At 58.0% G+C, this 23,210-nt stretch carries 20 protein-coding genes; 7 read left to right on the top strand and 13 right to left on the bottom strand.

Features of this window, described 5'->3' with window-relative positions:
- Positions 1-556 precede the first annotated feature (556 nt).
- Together AC0V6W_RS06920 and AC0V6W_RS06915 are read left to right on the top strand one after the other, a co-directional pair.
- Positions 557-2,860, top strand: a complete 2,304-nt coding sequence (locus tag AC0V6W_RS06920; RefSeq protein WP_486148473.1) for a CDC48 family AAA ATPase — start codon at positions 557-559, stop codon at positions 2,858-2,860.
- A gap of 20 nt (positions 2,861-2,880) precedes the next feature.
- Positions 2,881-3,480 carry a hypothetical protein gene (locus tag AC0V6W_RS06915; RefSeq protein WP_486148471.1) on the top strand — a complete coding sequence of 200 codons (600 nt, stop codon included), beginning with the start codon at positions 2,881-2,883 and terminating at the stop codon, positions 3,478-3,480.
- A gap of 16 nt (positions 3,481-3,496) precedes the next feature.
- Here the strand turns inward: AC0V6W_RS06915 and polA are convergent, their stop codons facing one another.
- Positions 3,497-6,340, bottom strand: a complete 2,844-nt coding sequence (gene polA / locus AC0V6W_RS06910) for a DNA polymerase I (RefSeq protein WP_486148469.1) — start codon at positions 6,338-6,340, stop codon at positions 3,497-3,499.
- 258 nt (positions 6,341-6,598) lie between these two features.
- On the opposite strand from polA, the gene AC0V6W_RS06905 reads away from it, so the two are divergent.
- Positions 6,599-6,925 (top strand): hypothetical protein, encoded by a 327-nt coding sequence (locus AC0V6W_RS06905; protein ID WP_486148467.1) that lies wholly within the window; start codon positions 6,599-6,601, stop codon positions 6,923-6,925.
- A 109-nt stretch (positions 6,926-7,034) separates the two neighbouring features.
- Here the strand turns inward: AC0V6W_RS06905 and AC0V6W_RS06900 are convergent, their stop codons facing one another.
- A complete protein-coding gene (locus tag AC0V6W_RS06900; protein ID WP_486148465.1) occupies positions 7,035-8,105 on the bottom strand; it encodes a serine hydrolase in 1,071 nt (356 codons plus the stop codon).
- 301 nt (positions 8,106-8,406) lie between these two features.
- On the opposite strand from AC0V6W_RS06900, the gene AC0V6W_RS06895 reads away from it, so the two are divergent.
- Entirely contained in the window at positions 8,407-10,770 is a 2,364-nt protein-coding gene (locus tag AC0V6W_RS06895) for a DUF305 domain-containing protein (protein WP_486148463.1), read from the top strand.
- A 105-nt stretch (positions 10,771-10,875) separates the two neighbouring features.
- On the opposite strand, the gene AC0V6W_RS06890 is transcribed toward AC0V6W_RS06895, so the two are convergent.
- The 4 genes from AC0V6W_RS06890 to AC0V6W_RS06875 all read right to left on the bottom strand — a co-directional run bounded on the left by AC0V6W_RS06890 (position 10,876) and on the right by AC0V6W_RS06875 (position 16,466).
- Complete coding sequence (locus AC0V6W_RS06890) at positions 10,876-12,720, bottom strand: DUF885 domain-containing protein (RefSeq protein WP_486148461.1); 1,845 nt, start codon at positions 12,718-12,720, stop codon at positions 10,876-10,878.
- Positions 12,721-12,880: 160 nt separating this feature from the next.
- Complete coding sequence (groL, locus tag AC0V6W_RS06885) at positions 12,881-14,536, bottom strand: chaperonin GroEL (protein WP_486148459.1); 1,656 nt, start codon at positions 14,534-14,536, stop codon at positions 12,881-12,883.
- 122 nt (positions 14,537-14,658) lie between these two features.
- Positions 14,659-14,946 (bottom strand): co-chaperone GroES, encoded by a 288-nt coding sequence (gene groES, locus AC0V6W_RS06880; RefSeq protein WP_486148458.1) that lies wholly within the window; start codon positions 14,944-14,946, stop codon positions 14,659-14,661.
- Positions 14,947-15,074: 128 nt separating this feature from the next.
- Positions 15,075-16,466 carry an MATE family efflux transporter gene (locus tag AC0V6W_RS06875; protein ID WP_486148457.1) on the bottom strand — a complete coding sequence of 464 codons (1,392 nt, stop codon included), beginning with the start codon at positions 16,464-16,466 and terminating at the stop codon, positions 15,075-15,077.
- A 341-nt stretch (positions 16,467-16,807) separates the two neighbouring features.
- On the opposite strand from AC0V6W_RS06875, the gene AC0V6W_RS06870 reads away from it, so the two are divergent.
- Both AC0V6W_RS06870 and AC0V6W_RS06865 read left to right on the top strand, forming a co-directional pair.
- Positions 16,808-17,179, top strand: coding sequence for a hypothetical protein (locus tag AC0V6W_RS06870; RefSeq protein WP_486148456.1), 372 nt, complete (start codon positions 16,808-16,810; stop codon positions 17,177-17,179).
- Positions 17,180-17,236: 57 nt separating this feature from the next.
- Positions 17,237-18,322, top strand: coding sequence for a transporter (locus AC0V6W_RS06865; RefSeq protein WP_486148454.1), 1,086 nt, complete (start codon positions 17,237-17,239; stop codon positions 18,320-18,322).
- A gap of 221 nt (positions 18,323-18,543) precedes the next feature.
- Here AC0V6W_RS06865 and rplL read toward each other — a convergent pair whose 3' ends face one another.
- From rplL to AC0V6W_RS06830, 7 genes are all read right to left on the bottom strand, one after another.
- Positions 18,544-18,921 carry a 50S ribosomal protein L7/L12 gene (gene rplL, locus AC0V6W_RS06860; protein ID WP_486148452.1) on the bottom strand — a complete coding sequence of 126 codons (378 nt, stop codon included), beginning with the start codon at positions 18,919-18,921 and terminating at the stop codon, positions 18,544-18,546.
- 86 nt (positions 18,922-19,007) lie between these two features.
- On the bottom strand, positions 19,008-19,523 hold the full coding sequence (rplJ, locus tag AC0V6W_RS06855; protein WP_486148450.1) for a 50S ribosomal protein L10: 516 nt from the start codon (positions 19,521-19,523) through the stop codon (positions 19,008-19,010).
- Positions 19,524-19,813: 290 nt separating this feature from the next.
- The gene (locus tag AC0V6W_RS06850) at positions 19,814-20,233 is read right to left on the bottom strand and encodes a hypothetical protein (RefSeq protein WP_486148448.1); all 420 of its coding nucleotides are present in this window, start codon (positions 20,231-20,233) and stop codon (positions 19,814-19,816) included.
- Positions 20,223-21,041, bottom strand: a complete 819-nt coding sequence (locus tag AC0V6W_RS06845; RefSeq protein WP_486148446.1) for a hypothetical protein — start codon at positions 21,039-21,041, stop codon at positions 20,223-20,225. The genes AC0V6W_RS06850 and AC0V6W_RS06845 overlap by 11 nt, the downstream gene beginning before the upstream one ends.
- A gap of 75 nt (positions 21,042-21,116) precedes the next feature.
- A complete protein-coding gene (locus AC0V6W_RS06840) occupies positions 21,117-21,344 on the bottom strand; it encodes a helix-turn-helix domain-containing protein (protein WP_486148444.1) in 228 nt (75 codons plus the stop codon).
- Entirely contained in the window at positions 21,344-21,889 is a 546-nt protein-coding gene (locus tag AC0V6W_RS06835; protein WP_486148442.1) for a DUF2975 domain-containing protein, read from the bottom strand. The genes AC0V6W_RS06840 and AC0V6W_RS06835 overlap by 1 nt, the downstream gene beginning before the upstream one ends.
- A 27-nt stretch (positions 21,890-21,916) precedes the next feature.
- The gene (locus AC0V6W_RS06830) at positions 21,917-22,048 is read right to left on the bottom strand and encodes a hypothetical protein (protein WP_486148440.1); all 132 of its coding nucleotides are present in this window, start codon (positions 22,046-22,048) and stop codon (positions 21,917-21,919) included.
- A gap of 213 nt (positions 22,049-22,261) precedes the next feature.
- Between AC0V6W_RS06830 and AC0V6W_RS06825 the strand changes: the two genes are divergently transcribed.
- Positions 22,262-22,936, top strand: coding sequence for a hypothetical protein (locus AC0V6W_RS06825; RefSeq protein WP_486148438.1), 675 nt, complete (start codon positions 22,262-22,264; stop codon positions 22,934-22,936).
- The last annotated feature ends 274 nt before the right edge of the window (positions 22,937-23,210 follow it).

The raw sequence follows: 23,210 nt of genomic DNA, 5'->3' as shown, positions 1-23,210 counted from the left end.
ACGCGCGGGATCGTTTCAGGCCGGGCGTCGTTAGGGCAGGGCGATAAAGGTTGGCGATAAAGGTTGGCGATAAAGATTGGCGGGGGCCCTGTCATCAAATGATGTCACGAAAACCTGCCAAGCGATGAGGAATGGGTGCAAGTGATCGCTGCGCCCCCTTTCTGTCTTGCAGGAAATGCTGCGCCGCAACATGCGCCGCGTGCGTTTAAGTGCCTAATAATTAGGCAAATGCTCACTATTTGCACAGACAATTTGCGTAATTTGACATATTTCCGTCATTGAAGGGGTAAATATTGCGCATTTTGCAACTTGCTATGCGGCTTTCGCACTTGCGAAGAATCGCCTGCGCCCGCATATCTCTTCGTGCCTTACAGGCATCCTCTCCCAAACTTTTCAGGCCCGGCCGCACTTAGGTGTACCGGGCCTTTTTCTTGCCCTGATTGCGGATGGGGCGCGGCATCGGCGCCTATGGTTCTTTGCGGACCGCAGATACAGGCAATTGCAATGCCACCTTTGGGCTCCTAGCTAACGAATGCGTTAATTGGAGATCACCACAATGAGCGACACTCAGGACGCTCCTGTTCAAACCGTCAGATTGCAGGTTGCCCCCGCCCGGCAGGAAGAATCGGGCCAGGGTTTGGCCCGCATGCCCCGCTCGGCGTTTCAGGCTTTGGGTATCACCGAAGGCGACGTGGTCGAGATCAAAGGGAAACGCAGCACCGCCGCAATCGCGATGGCCGCCTATGCCGAGGATGATACGCTGGATGTGGTGCGCCTTGACGGCCTCCAACGCGGCAATGCCGAGGCGGGATCGGGCGAGCATGTGAAAATCGTGCGTGCCGAAACGCGCCCCGCGACCCGCGTGGTGTTTGCGCCGGCACAGCGCGACATGCGGCTGCAAGGGCCGAGCCAGGCGCTCAAACGCAATTTCTTCAAAAAGCCGCTGGTCGCAGGCGATCTGGTGGCGACCACAGGGCAGCAGCCGGTGCAAAACATGCCGCCCGATGTGCGCCAATTGCTGCGCGCGCCCGCTTATGCGCTGACGCAGATCAGACTGTCGGTCGCGTCAACTGTGCCCAAGGGCATCGTCCATATCGACGAGAACACCGAAGTTGAACTGCGCACCGAATTCGAAGAGCCCCGCGATGCGCGCGGCACGGTGAATTATGACGATGTCGGCGGGATGGAAGAGACCATTCAGGCTTTGCGCGAAATGGTCGAATTGCCGCTGCGTTATCCCGAATTGTTCACCCGGCTGGGCGTTGATCCGCCCAAGGGCGTTCTGCTCCATGGCCCGCCCGGCACCGGCAAAACGCGCCTTGCACAGGCTGTCGCCAATGAAAGCGATGCGGAATTTTTCTCCATTAACGGGCCAGAGATCATGGGCTCGGGCTATGGCGAAAGCGAAAAACGCCTGCGCGAGGTGTTCGAAGAAGCGACCCGCGCCGCCCCTGCCATTGTGTTTATCGACGAGATCGATTCCATCGCTCCCAAACGCAGCGGCGTGCCCGGCGAGGCGGAAAAGCGGCTGGTCGCGCAATTGCTCACTTTGATGGACGGATTGGAAGCACGCGCGAACCTTGTCGTGATCGCCGCCACCAACCGGCCCGATGCCATTGACGAAGCTTTGCGCAGGCCCGGCCGGTTCGACCGCGAGATCGTGATAGGCGTGCCCGATCAGGGCGGCCGCCGCGAAATCCTCGCGATCCACACACGCGGTATGCCTTTGGAAGAAACCGTTGACCTTGCCGAGCTTTCGCGGGTCACGCACGGCTTTGTCGGAGCAGACATCGCCGCGCTTGCACGCGAGGCGGCGATTGATGCGGTGCGCCGGATCATGCCGCGGCTCGATCTGGATGCGCGCGAAATTCCGCAGGACGTGCTCGAAGATCTGTGCGTCACCCGCGATGATTTCATGTCCGCGCTCAAACGCGTCCAGCCATCGGCCATGCGCGAAGTGATGGTGCAGGCGCCCAATGTCGGCTGGGATGATATTGGCGGGGTCGGCGATGCGATCGACAAGCTGAAAGAGGGCATCGAACTCCCGCTTAAAAACGCCGAAGCGTTCCGCCGTCTGGGCATCCGCCCGGCCAAAGGCTTTCTGCTGTACGGCCCGCCCGGCACCGGCAAAACCCTGCTTGCCAAAGCGGTCGCGAAAGAGGCTGAGGCCAATTTCATCTCGATGAAAAGCTCAGACCTTTTGTCCAAATGGTATGGCGAAAGCGAACAGCAAATCGCCCGCCTGTTCCAGCGCGCGCGCTCGGTCGCGCCGTGCGTGGTGTTCATTGACGAGATCGACAGCCTTGTCCCCGCGCGCGGCTCTGGTCAGGGCGAACCGCAAGTGACGGGCCGGGTCGTCAACACGATCCTGGCTGAGATGGACGGGCTGGAGGAATTACAATCGGTCATCGTGGTGGGCGCAACCAATCGCCCCACTTTGGTCGATCCTGCTTTGCTGCGTCCGGGCCGCTTCGATGAGCTTGTCTATGTCGGCACGCCCGATGCGCCGGGCCGTGAGCATATTCTGGGCATTCACACTGGCGCGATGCCGCTGGCGGATGATGTGGACCTCGCCGATGTCGCGTCCAAAACCGAACGGTTTACCGGCGCTGATCTGGAAGACGTGGTGCGCCGCGCCGGCCTTAACGCGCTGCGGCGCATGGGCGGCGATGTGAGCAAAGTGGCCGCCGAGGACTTCGCCGAGGCGCTCAAAGACAGCCGCGCCACCGTCACTTCCAAAATGGAAGCGGAATACCGCAAAATGCGCGGCGAATTGAAAAAACGCGCCGCCGAAGCCCAGCCCATCGGGTTTTTCCAACCGGAAAACCTTCAGCCAACGAATGCGAAAAAGCATGACTGAAGTGCAAGCGAATTAAGTCTATGAACAGGGCGCGCAGTTACACAGCTTATCTCAATGCGCAATCTGCAGGTCTAAAGGCAGAAGCGAAGCAAGCTCTTCGCACGTTTCTGAATTCCTTCGATAGCGAGGCAGACCGGAGGGACTGGGTCGATGAAAACTGGAATGAACTGGATCGTAATCGCCATGCTCGGATCCGGCATGAGATCTTTGATGAGCTTATTTTTCCAGTCCTTTACGCAGGCTTTTCCAAGGGCGAGCCAGAGAGCTATTTCCGGTTGTCGGTGCTTTCCCAGAACCTTTACAGTGCGACCTCTCTTTGGAACCGTATCGGTAACCTGACCGGGTATCAGCTTGCTGAATATGCGTACCGCACAGAAACAAAAAATGGGGAGTACCGAGCCGCATTTCTTCGCTGCCTGCTGAATTGGATGAACTATGCCGACCACGAATGGCCCACAGGTATTCTGCTTGAGGAACCTGAACAGCGGACAAGTTGGGACGAAACTATAGCGCTGATTGATTTAGCGCGGGAACTAGACGATCACCGCAGACATGGCGCGCGTTTGGACCAGTTCGAAAGGCGAGTGAGGGCAGATATGGCTCGCCGAAAACCCAAATAATCTCGCCTTATCGGGTCTAATGCGCCGCATCCCAGCTTGGCCCTGTGCCAATATCAATCGCCAATGGAACGTCCAGCGTCACTACGGGCAAAGCTGCTTCTGCCATCACGCGCTCAATAATCGGTGATGCAGCGGCGACGTCGCTTTCGGGCAGTTCGAACACCAATTCATCATGCACTTGCAAGAGCATGCGCACATCATTCAGGCCCGCATCGCGAAGCGCTGGCAGCATGCGCACCATGGCGCGTTTGATGATGTCGGCGCTGGTCCCCTGAATGGGCGCGTTGATCGCCGCGCGTTCTGATCCTTGGCGCTCGGCCTGATTTTTGGACGCGATCCGGGGGAACCATGTTTTGCGGCCAAACAGGGTTTCAGAATACCCTTTGGCTTTCACCGTTTCCAGCGTTTCGAGGATATAGCGCTGGATGCCGGGGAAACGCTGGAAATAGGTGTCGATCATGTCTTGCGCTTCATCGGGTTCCACTTCCAGACGGCCCGCAAGGCCCCAGCGCGATATGCCGTACAGGATCGCGAAATTGATCGTTTTCGCCTGCGCGCGGGTGTCGCGGGTCACCTCGCCAAACATTTCTGTGGCGGTGCGCGAATGGATATCCTCGCCATTGGCAAACGCTTCTTTCAGCGTGTCGACATTGGCCATATGCGCGGCCAGCCTCAGTTCGATCTGGCTGTAATCGGCGGCCAGCAAAGTGTTGCCCGCCTCTGGCACGAACGCCTCGCGAATTTGCCGCCCGATGGCCGTGCGGATCGGGATATTTTGCAGGTTCGGATCGGTGGAGGATAAGCGCCCCGTTTGCGCCCCGGCGAGCGAATAGCTGGTGTGAACGCGGCCCGTAACGGGATTGATCTGCGCTTGCAAAGCATCGGTATAAGTCGATTTGAGTTTCGATAGATGCCGCCATTCGAGCACTTTTTTCGCAATCGGCGCGCCTTCGCCGCCCAGCTTTTCCAAAGTTGCCTGATCGGTGGAATAGGCCCCGCTTTTCCCTTTGCGCCCGCCTTTCAGGCCCATTTTTTCGAACAGAATTTCGCCCAATTGCTTGGGACTGCCAACGGAAAATTCCTGGCCTGCAAGCTCGTGAATTTCGCTTTCCAACCGGGCGGTTTCAGTGGCGAATTCTTCGGACAGCCGGGCCAGCTGCGCGCGGTCCACTTTGATCCCTTCGCGCTCCATCGCGGCGACCACCGGGATCAGCGGGCGATCAACCCGTTCGTAAATCCGCGTGCCGCCTTCCTGCGCGAGGCGCGGTTTGAGCATCTGATACAGCCGCCAAGTGACATCGGCATCCTCGGCGGCATATTCGGTTGCCCTCGCCAGCGGCACTTCGCCAAAGGGGATGGCTTTCTTGCCCGTCCCGCACACTTCCTTGAACGATAAAGGCGTGTGGCCAAGGTGACGCTCAGACAATTCATCCATGCCGTGCCCGCCGCCCATGCCTTCTCCCCGGCCTGCATCAAGGTCAAAGCTCATGACCATGGTGTCTTCGATGGGGGTCACTCTTGCGCCTGCGCGTTCGAGCACATTGAGATCGTATTTGCCGTTCTGGAAGATTTTGAGGACCGCTTCATTGGTAAACAGCGGTTTCAATGCCGCCAGCGCGTCTTTGGTGGCGATCTGTTCGGGCTTTTCGGCCAGCAGATCGGTCCCGCCATGGGCAAGCGGGATATAGCACGCATCATTGGGGCCAAGCGCCAGGCTGATGCCAACCAGATCGGCCTGCATCGCATTGAGCGAGGAGGTTTCAGTATCCACCGCAACATATTGCGCAGCACTAGCGCGGGCGGTCCAAGCCTCCAGCCGCTCCAATGTCTGCACCGTTTCATAGGCGCTGCGATCAACCTTGGGCATTTCGGGCAGCGGCTGACGGTTGCCCGCCGCATCGCCGGCATCGCCTGCCATATCCGCTTTGGCCGGGTGCAGATTGTTCGCGCGTTCAGGGCTGCCCGTGCCAAGGCCGAGGCGTTTTAACAGCGAAGTAAAGCCATGCTCTTCGAGAAATGCGGCGAGCGGTTCGGGTGCAATCCCATCGAGCTTCATTTCATCGAGCGGCTGGGGCAGATCGCAATCCTCTTTCAGCGTGACGAGCACCCGGCTCATCTCTGCATCCCCGCGCCCTTCGATCAGGCGTTCTTTCAGCTTGGACGTCTTCATCTCCGGCGCCTGATCCAGCGCGGCGGTCAGCGATCCGTGTTCGGCGATCAGCTTGCTCGCGGTCTTGGGGCCGACCCCGTAAATGCCGGGAATATTGTCAACGCTGTCCCCCATCAGCGCGAGCACATCGCCGACCAGTTCGGGTTTGACGCCGAATTTCTCCTCGACTTCCTCGATATAGATGCGCGCGCTTTTCATCGTGTCGAGCATGTCGATGCGCGCCGGGCCATGGGGGCCTTCGACCTCTCCGATCAATTGCATCAGGTCTTTGTCGGAAGATACGATGGTGACGTTCCACCCCTTGCGCTGCGCCTCGCGCGCATAGGTCGCGATCAGATCGTCCGCTTCCAGCCCGGCTTCCTCGATACAGGGCAGGCTGAAAGCGCGAGTCGCATCGCGGATCAGCGGGAATTGCGGGCGCAGATCTTCGGGCGGTTCGGGACGGTTCGCCTTATATTCGGGGTAGATATCGTTGCGAAAACTCTTGGAATCTTTATCAAGGATGACCGCAAGATGGGTGGGGCCAGCTGCTGTATCGAGATCATCAGCGAGCTTCCACAGCATCGTCGTATAACCATAAACCGCGCCCACCGGCGTGCCTGCAGGATTGGTGAGCGGGGGCAGGCGGTGATAAGCTCTGAAGATATAGGACGAGCCATCGACGAGATAGAGGTGCTGCTGATCTGACATGGTGATCTGCTAGCATTCGCAGGCAGCCCGCGTAAGCCGCTTTGGCACAATACCCCCTTGCCAAGCTGATATGTTCAAACTTGTAAAATCAGGCCGAAATGAGGCGTAATTGAGGCGAAAGCGGCCGAACCTGCCTTATTTGACTTGCCTTGCCACATTCTTGCCATTATCTAGAGCGCAAGTCGGGGGTCAAAAGCCGGCTGACGCGGGGGTTTTGAAAATGCCTGCGTAACAAAACGCTGAATAAGGATTACTATTATGCGTAAGATCGTTCTTGCCGCTGCTGTGGCTACCTCGGCTCTTGGCCTTGCTGCTTGCGGCGAAACTGCTGAAAAAGCTGGCGAAACTGCTGATGCAATGGCTGCAGACGCCGGTTCAATCGCTGACGATGCAACCGCTGCTGCCGAAGACGGCGCTGCTGCTGTAGGCGACGCTGCTTCTGACGGCGCTGCTGCTGTTGAAGGCGCTGCAGCTGACGGTGCTGCTGCTGTCGAAGGCGCTGCTGCTGATGGCACCGCTGCTGTCGAAGGCGCTGTTGAAGCTGCTGGCGACAATGCTGAAGAAATGATGGCTGGCGACGAGTAATCGTTTAAGCCTCAGCCCGCTTTGGCGGGTCTGAAATAGAAAAGGCGGTGCCAGATCGGCGCCGCCTTTTTTGTTGCGTCATTCACGCAACTCTTAAAAGCCCTGGAGCTTACCCGCCATTGCGCGGGGCAGGGGCCCAATTGCGAGTGGGATCGCGGTACAATCCGGCTTTGGCGGAAAATCCATTATACAAAGCGCGCGTAATCTCTGCGATGCGCGCATCACGCTTGGCTCGCGCGGCGCGTTTGTTGCGCGATTCGTCAGAAAGGCTGGTGCTTTGCCCGGTGACATAGATCGCCGCCACAATCGCGCGGCCATCTGCGAGGCGGAAAATGCCGATATCGCTGGCAGTGCGGCTGAGTGTGCCGGTTTTGTGCGCAAGCGCTGCGGCCTGCGGCAGAGCCGCGTTCATCCGGCGGCGGCCTGTGGTTGTCTCTTCCATCGCGCCGATCAGCAGATTGCGGCTGTTCACGCTGAGCCAGCGGCCCTGATAAATCCCGGCAAGCAATTGCCCCATCGCCCGCGGACTGGCCGAATCGCGCGGATCAATCCATTCAACCGGATCAAATTCGCCATCATCGCGCACCAATGTCGCAATATCGCGCGACAGCTCAAATTCGTTAAGCCCGGCCTGACGCATCCACGCATTCACAGCCGAAGGCCCGCCAACAACGCGCAGCAGCGCATCGGTGCAGCTGTTGCAGCTTTTGCTGATCATCAGGCTGATGAGTTCATGCGCGGGGACATAATTGCCCGTGCGCACGGGCGCGCGTTCGCTCGAGTATTTTTTAGAGCGCACCGGGATCAGCAGCGGATATTCGCTCGACAGGCTGAAACGGCCCTGATCGACGCCTGCAAGGAACGTCGCAGCGACTGCCACTTTGCTGGTCGAAGCCATGGGAAAGCGTTGATCGCCCAGCACGGAGACTTCTTCGCCTGATGCCAGATCAACCGCATAGACCCCGATCCGGCCCAGATTGCCATCGGCCAATTCGGCGACGCGCTGTTCAAACGAGCTTTCGTAAATCGCTTCAAACGATTGCGGCTCGCGCATTTCGGTGCCCAAAGCGAGGTCAAAGCTGGCTTCGAGATCATTGCTCTGCGCGGCGGCAGGCGCTGAAAACAAGGCGAGCGAGGCGGCCAAAGCGGCGATGAAGGGGGTGCGAGAAAAGATAGCCATAGGGGCGTTGTTACAGTGTTCCGGTTTCCAAGGACTGAATGAACATCTGTAGGTGCGCACGATTCGTCGCGGCAAGCGCTCATTTCACCGACTGCGGCGAGATGTGCGCCTGCTACGGTTAATCCCCTAATCGGCCCGCGAAAGTGCGCTTTTCTCAACACACTGGGCGCAATTAGCGCGCGAATTGCTTTTACTGGCACAATCAGAGCGATTTGTGGCCCGGTTGTGCCCGGTTTGCACTTGACTGGCGCGGTGAGACGGGCAGTTTCCCCCGCAATACGCAGTTAACAGGACCACCCTTATGACGCCTCTTATCACCAATCGCACTTCGCTGCGCGCAACGCGCATCGCCTTTTCCGCTCTCATGCTTGGCACCTCTGGCCTTGCTCTCGCCCAGACCGCGCCCATCGTGCAGCCCGGCGCGCCCGGTCAGGATAGCAAAACCCTGACCGCGACAGAGGCGAGCCAACTGGCCGGTTCCAAATACACCGATGCCGATGTGATGTTCATGCAAGGCATGATCGTGCACCACGGCCAGGCCGTCGATATGGCCGAGCTGGCTGCGGATCGCACCAATAATGAAGATGTCATCGCGATTGCCGGACGCATTCTGTCGAGCCAGGCGGATGAAATCGTCTTCATGAACAACTGGCTGGATGAACGCGGCGAAAAAATGGTCATGGCCGGAAATCATCAAGGGATGGATCATTCCAAGATGGACCATTCCAAACACGCCATGGTCGATCATTCGCAAATGGCAGGCATGGCCACCCCTGCGCAGATGAAAGCTTTGGCAAAGGCAAAAGGCACCGAATTTGATTCCCAGTTCCTCACTTTGATGATCGCCCATCACGAAGGCGCGATTGATATGGTTGAAGAATTGCTGCGCCAGCCCGGCAGCGCCTCTGACCCCATCCTGTTCCGTTTTGTCGGCGATATTGAAAACGACCAGCAGGCCGAAATTGAACGCATGGATCAATTGCTCGCAGGGCTTTCCGCCGATCCGCGAGCTGGTCTGAAAGCAGGCTTTGCCGATGCAGAAGAGGCAATTTCGAACCTGCGTAAGGTTGTCAGCCTGCCCAAGCCTGCCGGTTTCTTCGATCCCGATAACCCGGCTGATCTGCGCGTGCCTGTACCCCCGCGCGAAAAAGAAGAGGCAGACGCAGGCAGTGAAGATGCCGCTAAAGCTGCCGTCGATGCGGTTCTGGCCGCCGCGCAAAAGGCGGCCGCTGATGCGCTTGCGGCTGCTGCTGGTGACACGCCCGAACGCGGGGAAGAGGAAGGCGAAAGCCTCACGCAGTTTGCTGAAAGATCACCGCTGCTTGATTTTGCCAACACCGATATGGCGTTCTTTGGCGATATCATGGTGGCGGGCGGCTATCACGGGTTCAACATTTACAAACTCGTCGAAGATGGCGCGCCGCAATTGATGAGCTCGGTTGTATGCCCCGGCGGGCAGGGCGATGTCTCTGTTGTGGGCGACATCCTGATTATGAGCGTTGAACAAACGCGCGGGCGCGTGGATTGCGGCCTGCAAGGGGTCGAAGGCGATGTGAGCGAAGAGCGATTCCGGGGGCTTCGTATCTTTGACATTTCCGATCTTGCTGCGGTGCGTCAGGTTGGTCAGGTGCAAACCTGCCGGGGCAGCCACACCCATTCCATCGTCAGCGCCGATGATGAAAAGATCATCGTCTACAATTCGGGCACCAGCCGCGTGCGCAAAACCGAAGAGCTGGCCCGCTGCATCGACAATCCGGTTGATACGCGCACCGCTTTGTTCAGCATTGACGTGATCGAAATCCCGCTGGCCGATCCGTCAAAATCGCGCATCACCAGCAGCCCGCGCGTGTTCGCAGACGGGGCAACGGGCGAGATTGCCGGTCTTTGGAAAGGCGGCGAAAGCGAAGACGGCGCGCAATACACCCGCCAGACCAATCAGTGCCATGACATCACCGTGTTCCCGTCGCTCAAAATCGCGGCAGGCGCGTGTTCGGGCAATGGGATCATTATGGACATCTCCGATCCCTATAACCCGGTGCGCACCGATTCTGTGTTCGATAAAGGCTTTGCCTATTGGCATTCGGCCACATTCAACAATGACGGCACCAAAGTGATCTTCACCGATGAATGGGGCGGAGGCGGCCGCCCGCGCTGCAAGGCGTCTGACCCGATGACCTGGGGCGCCAATGCGATTTACGACATTGTCGATGGAAAGCTGGAATTTCGCAGCCACTACAAAATGCCTGGCCCCCAATCCGAGCATGAAAACTGCGTTGCGCATAATGGGTCGATCATTCCTGTGCCGGGGCGCGATATCTTCGTGCAAAGCTGGTATCAGGGCGGCATCAGCGTGATGGATTTCACCGACAGTTCTGCGCCCAAGGAAATCGCCTTCTTTGATCGCGGTCCCATCAGCGAAGAGCAATTGGTGGTGGGCGGTTTCTGGTCGTCTTACTGGTATAATGGCCGCATTTACGGCACCGAGATCACGCGCGGTGTCGATGTGTTCGCGCTTGAACCCAGCGAGCATCTGACCGCAGAGGAAATCGCAGCGGCAGAAAGCGCAAGCTATGCCAACACCCGGTTTAACCCGCAGACCCAAACGCAGGTGACCTGGGATGAAGCGGTGATCGAAGCGGCCGAGCAAAGCCGCAAGGGCGGGTAAACGCGTCTAAGCCGTTCTGCCTTCGGGCGATAAAAAGGGCCGGGAAAGCATCGCGCTGTCCCGGCCCTTTTGTTTGGGTTTTTTGTTTGGCTTACCGCGCCCTCGCTAGGCTTCTTTTACAGAGGCGATCCAGTTATCGACCATTGTCTCAAGGATCGGCAAAGGCACCGCCCCGCCGCCCAGAACCGTGTCGTGAAAGCCGCGAATGTCGAAATCATCGCCCAGTTCTGCTTCGGCTTTCGCGCGCAATTCCTGAATGCGGATCATGCCGATCTTGTACGATGTCGCTTGGCCCGGAAGCACGAAATAACGCTGCACTTCTGACCGGGCGACCGTTTCGGGATTGGGCGAATTTTCGAGGCAATAGGCAACCGCCTCATCCTCAGTCCAACCCTTGGCGTGGATGCCGGTATCGACCACCAGCCGGATCGCGCGCCACATTTCGGATTGCAGGCGGCCAAAGTCGGAATAGGGGTCTTCATACCCGCCCATCTCTTTGGCCAGCGCCTCGCTATACAGCGCCCAGCCTTCGCCATAGGCGGGCAGAAAGCCGCCTTGCGCGCGGAATTTGGGCACGCCTTCCAGCTCCTGCGCGATCGAGACCTGCATGTGATGGCCCGGGTTGCCTTCGTGATAGGCAATCGCTTCCAAAGGCGGGATCGGCATCGCGCTCATATCGGACAGATGCGCGTAATAGATGCCGGGGCGCGATCCATCGGGCGTGCCCGCGCGGTAGTGCTGTGCGGCCCCATCCTGTTCGCGGAAGGGTTCGACCCGGCGCACTTCCAGCTTGGCTTTGGGCAGACGGCCAAAGAATTCCGGCAGGCGCTGCGTCAAAGTGTCGATATGCATGGTTGCGCGGTCAATATAATCCTGCGCGCCGGCTTCGTCTTGCGAGAAGAAGAATTGCGGATCTTCCCGCGTGAACACGAAAAATTCGGGCAATGTCCCTTCGAATCCGGTGTTCTGCATGATCGCTTCCATCTCGCCTCTGATGCGCGCAACTTCGGCAAGGCCCAGATCGTGAATTTCATCAGCGGTGAGATCGGTCGTCGTCATCTGGCTGAGGCTGAACGCGTAGAAATCATCGCCATTGGGAAGGCTGGTTACGCCTTGCGCGATTTCGGCTGTGTTCTCGATATCCTGGGTGAACCAATCGATGGTCCGCTGATAAGCAGGCGCAAGCGTTTCGGTGAGCGCACTACGCGCTTCTTCGCGCAATTCTTCGGACCGCTCTGCCGTGATGGTGCCATCCTCGACCAGTTTAGCCAGATGCCCTTCGGTCCCGGCCCAAAGGGCTGATGGTTCGCCATCGTCGCCAAAGGGCGCGCCTGAGATAATCTTCTGCGATTCGGCAATCACCGCATCATAGGCAAAGCGCGGCGGGCGCGTGCCCGCTTCGGCATTGGTCTGCGCCAGAGTGAGCGCCTGATCCATCGCGGTGCCAATCCCTGAAAGCCGCGCGATGAAGGCTTCCATATCGCTTTCGCTTTCAACCGTGTGCTGGCTCAGCAGAAAGCTGGGCAGACCCGTATGCAATCCGCCCATTTGGTGCAGGATATATTGCTGATCCATAAAGTCGCGCGATTTGATCGCTTGCTCCGCGCGGTATTTGAACATGTCATAGGAAATCTGATCCTGCGCTGACAGTTCGTCATAATCGAAATTGGCTTCCATATCGGCGAGCGCTTGCGTCCACCAAGTGATCTGTTCCAGCTGCGCTTCGCGGCTGATATCGTCGATCTTGTCGTAATTGGTTTTCATCCCCAATGCGGTTTGGCGGATGGGGGAAAATTCCAGCTCCTCTTCGAATTTGGTCTCGAACCAGTCATTCAGGCATTCGCCCTGAGTGGTGGTGCATTCGATTGTTGCAGCGGCCGACCCCATCAATCCCTCGCACCCGGTCAAAGCCACTGAAGCCAGCAATATGGCGGCAAATTTGGTTTTCATCTTAAGTCCTTTATTGCCGCGCATCCTGGTGCGCAGCTTTTTGCAATGCACAGCCTAATGCGGGAGGATCGCGCGACTGCCAAGCCGCTTTGACACAAAAAACCCCGCCGGATTGCTCCGGCGGGGCCTTTATTGTTAGCGTTGGTAAGCTTGGTCTGGCTTAGAAGCCGCCCATGCCTCCCATTCCGCCCATGCCGCCCATATCGGGCATTGCGGGCGCGCCGGCTGCTTTGTCTTCCGGAGCATCGGTGATCGCTGCTTCGGTGGTGATCAGCAGGCCGGCGACAGAAGCTGCGTCCTGCAAAGCGGTGCGCACAACCTTGGTCGGGTCGATCACGCCGGCTTCGACGAGGTTCTCATAGACATCGGTTGCCGCGTTGAAACCTTGGGTCTCGTCGCCTTCACGCAGCAGATTGCCGGAAACAACCGCGCCGTCATGGCCCGCGTTTTCAGCGATCTGGCGAACCGGTGCCAGGATCGCGCGGCGGACAATGTCCATACCGCGGCTCTGGTCATCGTTTTCGCCTTTGACGCCTTCGAGCACTTTGGACGCGTACAGCAATGCTGTGCCGCCGCCGGGGACAATGCCTTCTTCAACGGCTGCGCGGGTTGCGTGCAGCGCATCGTCGACGCGGTCCTTGCGCTCTTTCACTTCGACTTCCGAAGCGCCGCCAACTTTGATCACGGCAACACCGCCAGCCAGTTTCGCCAGGCGTTCCTGCAGTTTTTCGCGGTCATAGTCAGAGGTTGTGGCTTCCATCTGGGCCTTGATCTCACCGACGCGGGCTTTGATGTCTTCTTCTGAGCCTGCACCGTCGACAATCGTGGTGTTGTCTTTGTCGATGGTGACGCGCTTGGCTTCGCCGAGCATGCCCAATGTGACGTTTTCAAGCTTGATGCCGAGATCTTCGGACACCATTTCGCCTTTGGTCAGGATCGAGATGTCTTGCAGCATCGCTTTGCGACGATCGCCAAAGCCGGGGGCTTTGACAGCGGCAACTTTAAGGCCGCCGCGCAGCTTGTTCACAACCAGAGTTGCAAGCGCTTCGCCTTCGATGTCTTCTGCGATGATCAGCAGCGGACGACCCGATTGCACAGCCGCTTCGAGAACCGGCAGCATAGCTTGCAGGTTCGACAGCTTCTTCTCGTGGATCAGGATGTACGGGTTTTCCAGCTCAACCGTCATCTTGTCGGGGTTGGTGATGAAGTAGGGTGAGAGGTAACCGCGGTCGAACTGCATGCCTTCGACAACGTCCAACTCAAATTCGAGGCCTTTGGCTTCTTCGACGGTGATGACGCCTTCTTTGCCGACCTTTTCCATGGCTTCAGCGATTTTCTCGCCAACTTCTTTATCGCCATTGGCCGAGATCACGCCAACTTGCGCGACTTCGGATGAACCAGCGACTTCTTTGGAACGAGCAACGAGGTCTGCGGTGACTTTTGCAACCGCTGCATCAATGCCGCGCTTCAGATCCATCGGGTTCATGCCCGCTGCAACCGCTGTCATGCCTTCACGAATGATCGCCTGGCCCAGAACGGTGGCGGTGGTGGTGCCGTCGCCTGCAAGATCGTTCGTTTTCGAAGCGACCTCTTTGAGCATTTGCGCGCCCATATTCTCAAACTTGTCTGTCAATTCGATTTCTTTGGCAACGGTCACGCCGTCTTTGGTGATGCGCGGTGCGCCAAAGCTTTTGTCGATGACAACATTGCGGCCTTTGGGGCCAAGCGTCACTTTGACAGCATTTGCGAGCGTATCGACGCCCTTAAGGATGCCTTCGCGGGCATCGCGGCCGAACTTTACGTCCTTAGCAGCCATGGGATATTCTCCATTTTTGTCATCCCAGCGAAAGCTGGGATCGGGTTGTTCTTGGTAAAAAGCCGCCGGTCAGATCGGCCAGCGGCCCCAGCTTTCGCTGGGGTGACGACTCACAAGGCTAATCAGCCGATCACGCCCATGATGTCGCTTTCTTTCATGATCAGCAGGTCTTCGCCGTCGATCTTGACTTCGGTGCCCGACCATTTGCCGAACAGAACGCGGTCGCCCGCTTTCACATCAAGAGCGATGCGCGCGCCGCTGTCATCGCGGGCGCCTTCGCCGATGGCGACGATTTCGCCTTCGCTGGGCTTTTCTTGTGCTGAATCAGGGATAATGATGCCGCCAGCGGTCTTGGTGTCGGCTTCAATGCGACGGACCACAACGCGGTCGTGCAGAGGACGAAATGCCATAGTTTATGACCTTTCTATAAGGGTTGAAACAAGGATTGGCACTCTCCTCATAAGAGTGCCAGTGCGCGGCATGTGGTTGCGCGGATGGCGCGAGTCAAGCGTGCACCGCCTAAAAATTTTGAAATGATTTAGGTGGGCCGCGCGGCCAGCCCCAGATCCTCACGCCGCATCCAGCGCCAGGTCAGCAAAATGGCGGCAAATAACAATCCTGTGGCGAGGCCAATCCACACGCCGATCCCTTGAAGCGGGGTGTAAAAGCCAAGCCCCACTGCGAGCCCAAATCCCGGCACCCAATAGCTGAACACCGCAATCCACATCGGCACGCGGGTATCCTGCAAGCCCCTTAGCGAACCAAGCGACACCGCTTGCATCCCATCGACAATCTGGAACGCGGCGGCCCACACCAGATATTGCAGCGCAAAGCCCACAAGGGCTGCGTTCTTGGCCGCATAAGGATCAAGATAGATCGACAACAAAGCATAAGGCGCAAACACCATGGCGCTGGCGGTCAGCGCCATCACGCCGGTGCCCAGCGCAATCGCGACCCACCCGGCCTGCGCGATCCCCTGGGCATCGCGCGCGCCGTAAAAATACCCCACGCGGATGGTCGCGGCCTGCCCCACGCCGAACGGTATCTGAAACGCAAAGGCTGCGATGTTGAGCGCGACGGTGTGCCCGGCCAGTTCGGATGCGCCAAACCGCCCCATCAAAAAAGCAGCCGCACCGAAAATGCCTGCCTCTGCAATAACGGTGAGCGCAATGGGTGTGCCGATAGCGATGATCTCGCGAAACTTGGCCCAATCGGGCCGCCACATCTTGCCGAAAATGCGGTAGCGGTGCAGCTTTCGGTCAAACCGGATGATCGCGATATAGGCCAGCATCGTCACGCTGGTGGTGATGATGGTCGCAATGCCTGCGCCGATCAGTTCCAGCCGGGGCATGCCGAAATTACCAAAGATCAGCGCGTAATTGCCCAGCGCATTCACTCCAATGCCAAGCGCGGTGATCGCGGTTGCAAAAATGGGCCGGCCAAGGGTGGAGACATAAGTGCGCAGGACATTGCCGATCACCATCGGGATCAGCGACCAGACCACCGCCAGCAGATAGGGAATGGCAAACGCAATGACCTCGGGGGGTTGGCCGGTTGCATGCATGACAGGGATTGTCACCAGCGCGAGCGCCATGCCGCCTGCGCCCGACATAACGGCCAGCCACAATGCCATGCGCACCGCCCGCCTGACCGGGCGCACCGCATTGGGGTTCTCGCCCAGATTGGCCGCAATAATCGGCGCAACAGCTGCGGTGAGCGAATTTAACGACCACACGATCAGCCCGAATATCGCCATCACCAAAGATGATGCCGCCAGCTCCGCTTCCCCCAGCCGCGCGATGAAAATCACATCCACCGCATAGGTGAGCATCTGAAGCATATTCGCGAGGGCAAGCGGAGCCGCGAGCCACAAAGTGGCCCGTATTTCCCCGCCCCAGCTTGGCGTTTGAAGAGGTTGCGTGTTGCTCATGGTGCGTCTCGCTCACCATCAGGCAAGCCAGCCCGAATAGGCGCGTGCGCGAGTCAGGCAAAGCGCTATTTTGTGAAAGGCTGCCTTATTGCGGAAACTCAACCAAACCCAAGCGGGTCACTTTGGTTGGGAAGCAAAGCGTTTCGGCAAAGGAGCCGACGGCTTGGCGCAGGTGGCTGCCCGAGGCACGGTTTATGAACACCGATCCGATGGGCTGGACGGCCCATCGATCAAAGCTGTGTCAAAACCCGGTTTTGCTGGCCATGCCCCGCAAGCGAAGGTATCGCCCCGCTGTGTTCAGGGCCACTTTCATTTTTGCGTGTTTGGCAATCGTCTCTTCGATGACGGTCCCGTTCGGATATATGCCCGCCCTCGCGCATGATGGCAGTGTGATCCTGCGCATTTGTGATGGGACCATGCAAGTGCCGGATAAGACACCGGGGCATGAAACGCACCAGCAAGCCGATCACACGCAGGCCTCTCCCACCCAGACCACGCATGATGGGCAAAGCGGTCCCCATGCCGAGCATGACGATGGCCCCCACGAAGCGCGCTGCAATTACGCCGTAACGGTGGCTGCGAGCCTGCCCGAAGCCCCGCAAATCGCCCAATGCGCGGTGCAAGAAACCGTAATGCAGCAGTGCAGGCTCGCTGTGCTGACGGCCATTTACCCTCCCAGAATGCCTCCGGCGACAGGTCCGCCCGCCGCGTAACCAAGACCGATATCCCGCCTTTTTCCGGCAACAGGTTACACAAACAGGACTTTCCCAATGAGACACGCAATTTTTGTTGCGGGTGCCGCTTCGGCGCTCGCGCTTTCGACCACGGCTGGCGCGCATGATGCTTATGCAGATGACCATGCGCCTATTGGAGTGATGGCAGATCACGCTCACAAAAAGGGCGAGATCATGTTCTCGTTTCGGGCCATGCACATGGAAATGCAGGGCAATCAGATCGGCACTGACAGCGTAGATCCAGAGACAATCGTCACCACCATACCCAACACCTTTTTCGGCAATCCGATGCAGCCGCCGACCTTGCGGATCGTGCCCACTGAAATGCGCACCGATATGTATATGCTGGGCATGATGTATGCTCCATCCGATGCTGTCACTTTGATGGTGATGGGCAATTACATCGAAAAGGAAATGGAACACATCACTTTCCAGGGCGGGATGGGCACAGATCGCCTCGGCACTTTTACGACCAATCCAAAGGCATTGGGCGACACAAAGGTTGCTGCGCTGTTTCCTCTGCTTGGCATTCCTGATGCAACCGATGATGTGAGGAATGAGCTTACATTAAAAGCAGGGGTCAGCCTGCCGACAGGCTCAATCAGCCAGACAGACGATATTCTCACGCCCATGGGAGGAACGCCCACCGTCAGGGTTCCCTATATGATGCAAACCGGCACGGGCACATGGGATCTTGAACCGGCGCTGACTTTCAAGGCACGCAGAGGCAAGATCGGATTTGGCGCGCAGGCGTCCGGCTCGATTAGGCTAGGCGATAATGATGCAGGCTATGCCTTTGGCGATGTCTATGAAGGCAGCGCCTGGGTGAGTTACCGGCCTGCCCAATGGGTAAGCCTGTCTGGCCGCGTGCGCGCGCGGACCACGGGCCGGATCGAAGGGTTTGATGCGAATATTATGGGGCCTGTTCAAACCGCCAATCCCGACTTTCAAGGCGGCGAGCGCGCCGATCTGATCGGCGGTGCCAATTTCGTTGCCACGCATGGCGCTCTTGCGGGTCACCGGATTGGCATAGAGGTCGGCGCGCCGGTCTATCAGGATCTCAACGGCCCGCAGATGAAAGGCCAGTGGTTTGCCACAATCGGGTGGCAAAAAGCGTTTTGAAACGGGCGCAGGCGGGCGCACACATTGCGCTCGCCCGCACCCCTTCTTGCCCCCTTTTGCCCCTACTTGCCCGGCCCAAGAGATAAGCTCCAACCCGCGCAATCTGAGTTGGGGGGCGGCAGGCGACCAGACCAGCCACAAATGGAAAAGGGCGGCGCCATTGCTGACGCCGCCCCCCATCTGCGAGCGCTTCAAGACACTCGCAAAATTCTAAGCCAAGCTTACTTGAGCTCGACGGTGCCGCCGGCTGCTTCGATCTTGCCTTTGATTTCTTCGGCTTCTGCCTTGTTGACAGCTTCTTTGAGAGGCTTGGGCGCGCCTTCGACGAGACCCTTGGCTTCGGTGAGGCCCAGGCCGGTGATGGCGCGGACTTCTTTGATGACCTGGATTTTCTTGCCGCCATCGCCGGTGAGAATGACGTCAAACTCGTCTTTCTCTTCAGCAGCAGCTTCGCCGCCGCCGCCAGCAGCAGGGCCAGCAACTGCAACAGCAGCAGCGGCGCTAACGCCCCACTCTTCTTCAAGCGCTTTGGCCAGTTCAGCTGCCTCAAGGACGGTCAGCTTTGAAAGTTCTTCTACAAGTTTGGCAATATCAGCCATGATGTTTCACTCCAAATTGGCAGGGCGGATAAATGCGCCCCAAATGTTCCGTTTTTTGTACGAATAACGTCTTGTTGTGCGTGCTCTTACGCAGCGTCTTTGGCGCCGTAAGCACCAAACACACGGGCCAGCTTGTTTGCGGGCGCGTTGACGACCTGTGCGATTTTCGTCGCAGGGGCGTTAACAAGGCCAACAATTGTGCCGCGCAGTTCATCAAGGCTCGGCATCGAGGCAAGCGCCTTGATCCCGGCTTCGTCAAGAACCTGCGTGCCCATCGATCCACCGACGATTTCCAGCTTGTCGTTTGACTTGGCAAACTCAACAGCCGCTTTCGCTGCTGCGACCGGGTCAGATGACCAGGCCAAAGCTGTGGGACCAGTGAGAAACTCATCAATCCCGGTGTAATCGGTGTCTTTCAGAGCAAGCTTAGCAAGACGGTTCTTCGCAACCTTATACGTTGCACCTGCATCACGCATCTTTCCGCGCAAGTCAGTGGATTGATCCACCGTCAAGCCAAGGTTGCGAGTCACAACGACCACACCAACATCTTGGAAGGCTGCATTAAGCTGGGCAACCGCATCGGCTTTTTGCGAACGATCCATGCCATACTCCTTACAATATGGTCGCGCTGCATGAGGCTGCGCGACCGGCTCACAGTTCGGCCTGCCGCTAACCGACAAACCAAAGTCCGCTGACAAGGGAAGGAGGGTGCAACCTGCACCAGGGGGCCAGCAAGAAGCGCTGGCCAGAAATCTCTTTTCCCCGCCTAGGCTGCAAATTAAGAACGGGCAGATCCCGCTCAGCAACTGTCTCGGACGGATGACCACCGTGGCGGCCAGTGGGCGCAATTACTTTGCGGCAAGGGAAAGTCAAGCAGAACCTTGCCCCGCGTCTATTGTTCGCGGGCGGTGCGAACCTGTTCCAGCCCGTCCAGCCATGCCTGCCATGCGGGACGTTCGAAACTGTCATCCCACCGCACGAAACCGCTGGTGGCGAGCCATTCCTCAAACCGATCTGCTGCAACCGGCTCGCCTTCATCGCGAAGGGGCTGGGCAAAGCTTGCGGCAAGCTGCGGCGACCAATCATACAGCTGAAACATTGTGGCGGCGCGCAATTGCGGGTCTGTGGCGAATTGCTCGGTGAAAAATTCAAAGAACGCCGCCTGCCTGTCATGCGATCCGCCAATCGACGTTGCCTGCCCCTGCGGCGAGTATCCCACCGGACATCCCAGTTCCTGAATGAAGATATCGCGCGTGCCAGCTGCGTCTTTCATGGTCCCCAGATCAGCGGCCCATTGCGTTTCATCTGTCACGGTGAGTTCGCCGCCGAGGCAATAATAATTGAACGTCACCATATCGGCTGCATCGCGCAGCCGTGTCTGCAGGTCCGGGGTGTTCTGGATCGCGCTGAGAGTGAGCGTGATGGTCGCCGCAATTTCGGGCACTTGCGCATTCCAGCGGGCAAAGCCTGCTTCGAAAAATGCGATCGCATCTGCTTGGGCCACCAAACCATCGGCGATGGGCGAGATCCACTTCATTGCCGATTGAAATGGCCCAGACATCGCGCTGAACCAATTGCGGGCCGAGCCAGTCAAGAAGATCGGTAAAGGCGCTGACCACTTCATCAGAGGCGAGTGTCAACCCATCGCGCAAGCCATCCGCATCACCCAGATAATCAGGCACCGTCAGCCCTTCGCTGTCGAGCGTGGACAACAGCACGATCACATTCATGCCCTGAAGGTTTGCGTCATCAAAAGCATCAGCTAGCGCCTGCTCGTCATAAATCCCTTCAGATGTTTCCAGTTCGGCCCAGTCGATTTGAACGCGGCCAATCGATGCGCCCGATGCGGCGGCCTCTTGATACAGCCTGTCTGCCACCGCCGCGCGTTGGGCATTGAGCGGCTCAAACCCTGTAATCATGCCCAGATGCGGTCCAGCGGCAAGGCGGGGAATGGACGCGGTTACTGGTGCTGGCGGGGATGGGGAAGCCATGGGTGAGGGAGTGGGCGTGGGCGCTGCCATGGATGTGGGCGCGGATGCATCGTCATTGCCGCAGCCCAGTAATCCGCAGCTTGCCAGTGCAATGGCGGCCAGCATCAGTTTGGGCGATTTGAACGTCATCACCGCACTTTACAGCAAAGGCCCGCCGGCACCAAGGTACCAGCAGGCCTTATGGTTTGGCGCGCTAACTTTGCCTTAATCCGCTTCGTATTCCAACAGATCGCCCGGCTGGCAGTCCAATTCGCGGCAGATCGCGGCAAGGGTTGTGAACCGGATCGCTTTGGCTTTGCCCGTTTTCAGGATCGACAGATTGGCCAGTGTCAGCCCGACCCTGTCGGCCAATTCAGTCAGCGTCATGCGGCGTTCGTGCAAAAGGTCATCCAGTTTGACCATGATTACGGCTCCTTCGTCATCGGCTGGCATCACACGGTCCCTTCCAGATCATCGCGCATCGCTGCGCCATGTTTGAAAACGCGGGCAAGGATGAACAGGATCAGCACCAGCAAAATCCCTTCAAGATCAAACCCTGCATCTATTGTGATATCGGCGTTCTCCATTGGCTCGGCCCATTTCGCCACCAGCAGCGCGAGGCCGGCCAGAGGGATAAGGATCACTTGCCCGGCAAGAGCCAGCCAGCCCATCAGCTGCAATCGCGCCGCATTTTCCGGAGCGAATGGGTCGCCTTCGCCCACCGTGCCAATAATGGCGCGCAATTTGCCGAAAAAGACAAAACCCAGTGCCATCAGGCCTAAAGCAAGACCGAGGATCCCGGCCACAGAAAAGGCCGGAAATGCGCCAACGGCATTGCCAAATTCTTCGGCTATTTCCGCATTGATGTGCCCTTGAAAAATTAGCATCAAAGGAATGGCCAGAACCACCGCCGCCGCGCCAAAGGCTATTGCGATCTGCATCAGTATGGTCAGCACTTTTGCCGCCAGCAGCAAAAGATCATTGGGTTTGTCAGTCATGGATTGCTCCTGTTGAATTGGAGGCGATCAGGCCAGTTCAGCGGCCACAAGCGGCGCACCCGCATGGGCAGGCGGAACCGCAACGATGGCGCCAATCGAGCCAAAAGCGAGGATAGCCGCAGCGCAGATGGCGAGGGTTTGAGTGAAAAGGTCTGTCATATCGTTCTCCTATAAGGTGCATATTGTTATTCAATAAGGATCATATGAGTGATTCGAAGTTTATTGTCAATCAATAATATCGAAAAACAATATGCAGCAACCATGCCTGACGCGGTCTTCCCGCGAGTGTTTCTGTTTGAGCCGCCTCGCCGCGCGTGCATTGCAATCCCTGTCCGGTCAGCTAGGGCGGGGGATAGAGAAGGGGGAATTGCATTGATTACACGCAAGATTATTGTCGCTGCGGCAGCCAGTTTGGCACTCGCGGCTTGTTCCGGGAGTGAAGGCGCCAGTGTTGAGGACGCCGTTACGCTCGCCAATGGCGCGCCGGCTGTTTCAGGTTTCGCAGAGACTGACTTGGTCGGTGAGGAAATCGATGCCGAAAAAGGTAAGCACGAAATCGAATATATGGCCAAGGGGTCTGTGGCCGACGCTTATGAATTCTACCGCGCATATTTCGCCGGGACGGATAGCACCGTCTCGACCGCGATCCTCATGTTCGAAGGCAATCAGCCCGGCACAGGCGGCTATGTTCAGGTGTTCAACGAGGGCGAGCGCACTATGGTGCATGTCAGCCCCAAAAAGGACAGCGTCACTGCCGAGGTAACCACCGAATTCGGCACAGGTTTCCCGGTCTATCCCAATGTCGCAGAAGCGGATTACGATGTGAGAGACCGGTCTAGCGGATCGCGAATGGTCATCTTCCGGGTTCAGGAAGAGCCGCTGGCCATTCTTGATTTCTACCGCGATGCAGCGCTTGCGGCAGGATACACTATAGACAGCGCGACCTATGATACCAGCAATGGCAAAGAGCGCTTTGTAATCAAGCCGCAAAGCCCAACCGGCGGCACCAAAGTGCGCGCCACGCGGTACGATCTGACAAAACAGTAATCGCCAACAAAGCTGCCCTGGCCGCGGGATAATCATCCGGCCGGGGCAAGCTGGCGGGCGGGCTTTAAGCCGGGCTATTTGATCAGATCGGCGCAGCCTTGGAATTTGTCAGGCCCAAGGGGTTTGACAGCGTGCGACTGTGTTCCTACATGCCTGTCCAGACGAGTTTCGAGACAGTCCGATTCATACGCGGGGATCGGTTCCAGAATAGAAATCTCGCTCACCATAATCGCGACGATACAATGGCTGCACCCCGGTTTTCACAAGAGAGCTT

The sequence above is a fragment of the Erythrobacter sp. JB1-7 genome (assembly GCF_057365015.1).
This window is presented reverse-complemented; position numbering and strand designations above follow the sequence as displayed.

Coding starts and splice junctions, on each gene's coding strand:
- AC0V6W_RS06920 (WP_486148473.1), top strand. CDS start 557: ATGAGCGACACTCAGGACGCTCCTGTTCAAACCGTCAGATTGCAGGTT.
- AC0V6W_RS06915 (WP_486148471.1), top strand. CDS start 2,881: ATGAACAGGGCGCGCAGTTACACAGCTTATCTCAATGCGCAATCTGCA.
- polA (WP_486148469.1), bottom strand. CDS start 6,340: ATGTCAGATCAGCAGCACCTCTATCTCGTCGATGGCTCGTCCTATATC.
- AC0V6W_RS06905 (WP_486148467.1), top strand. CDS start 6,599: ATGCGTAAGATCGTTCTTGCCGCTGCTGTGGCTACCTCGGCTCTTGGC.
- AC0V6W_RS06900 (WP_486148465.1), bottom strand. CDS start 8,105: ATGGCTATCTTTTCTCGCACCCCCTTCATCGCCGCTTTGGCCGCCTCG.
- AC0V6W_RS06895 (WP_486148463.1), top strand. CDS start 8,407: ATGACGCCTCTTATCACCAATCGCACTTCGCTGCGCGCAACGCGCATC.
- AC0V6W_RS06890 (WP_486148461.1), bottom strand. CDS start 12,720: ATGAAAACCAAATTTGCCGCCATATTGCTGGCTTCAGTGGCTTTGACC.
- groL (WP_486148459.1), bottom strand. CDS start 14,536: ATGGCTGCTAAGGACGTAAAGTTCGGCCGCGATGCCCGCGAAGGCATC.
- groES (WP_486148458.1), bottom strand. CDS start 14,946: ATGGCATTTCGTCCTCTGCACGACCGCGTTGTGGTCCGTCGCATTGAA.
- AC0V6W_RS06875 (WP_486148457.1), bottom strand. CDS start 16,466: ATGAGCAACACGCAACCTCTTCAAACGCCAAGCTGGGGCGGGGAAATA.
- AC0V6W_RS06870 (WP_486148456.1), top strand. CDS start 16,808: ATGACGGTCCCGTTCGGATATATGCCCGCCCTCGCGCATGATGGCAGT.
- AC0V6W_RS06865 (WP_486148454.1), top strand. CDS start 17,237: ATGAGACACGCAATTTTTGTTGCGGGTGCCGCTTCGGCGCTCGCGCTT.
- rplL (WP_486148452.1), bottom strand. CDS start 18,921: ATGGCTGATATTGCCAAACTTGTAGAAGAACTTTCAAAGCTGACCGTC.
- rplJ (WP_486148450.1), bottom strand. CDS start 19,523: ATGGATCGTTCGCAAAAAGCCGATGCGGTTGCCCAGCTTAATGCAGCC.
- AC0V6W_RS06845 (WP_486148446.1), bottom strand. CDS start 21,041: ATGACGTTCAAATCGCCCAAACTGATGCTGGCCGCCATTGCACTGGCA.
- AC0V6W_RS06840 (WP_486148444.1), bottom strand. CDS start 21,344: ATGCCAGCCGATGACGAAGGAGCCGTAATCATGGTCAAACTGGATGAC.
- AC0V6W_RS06835 (WP_486148442.1), bottom strand. CDS start 21,889: ATGACTGACAAACCCAATGATCTTTTGCTGCTGGCGGCAAAAGTGCTG.
- AC0V6W_RS06830 (WP_486148440.1), bottom strand. CDS start 22,048: ATGACAGACCTTTTCACTCAAACCCTCGCCATCTGCGCTGCGGCTATC.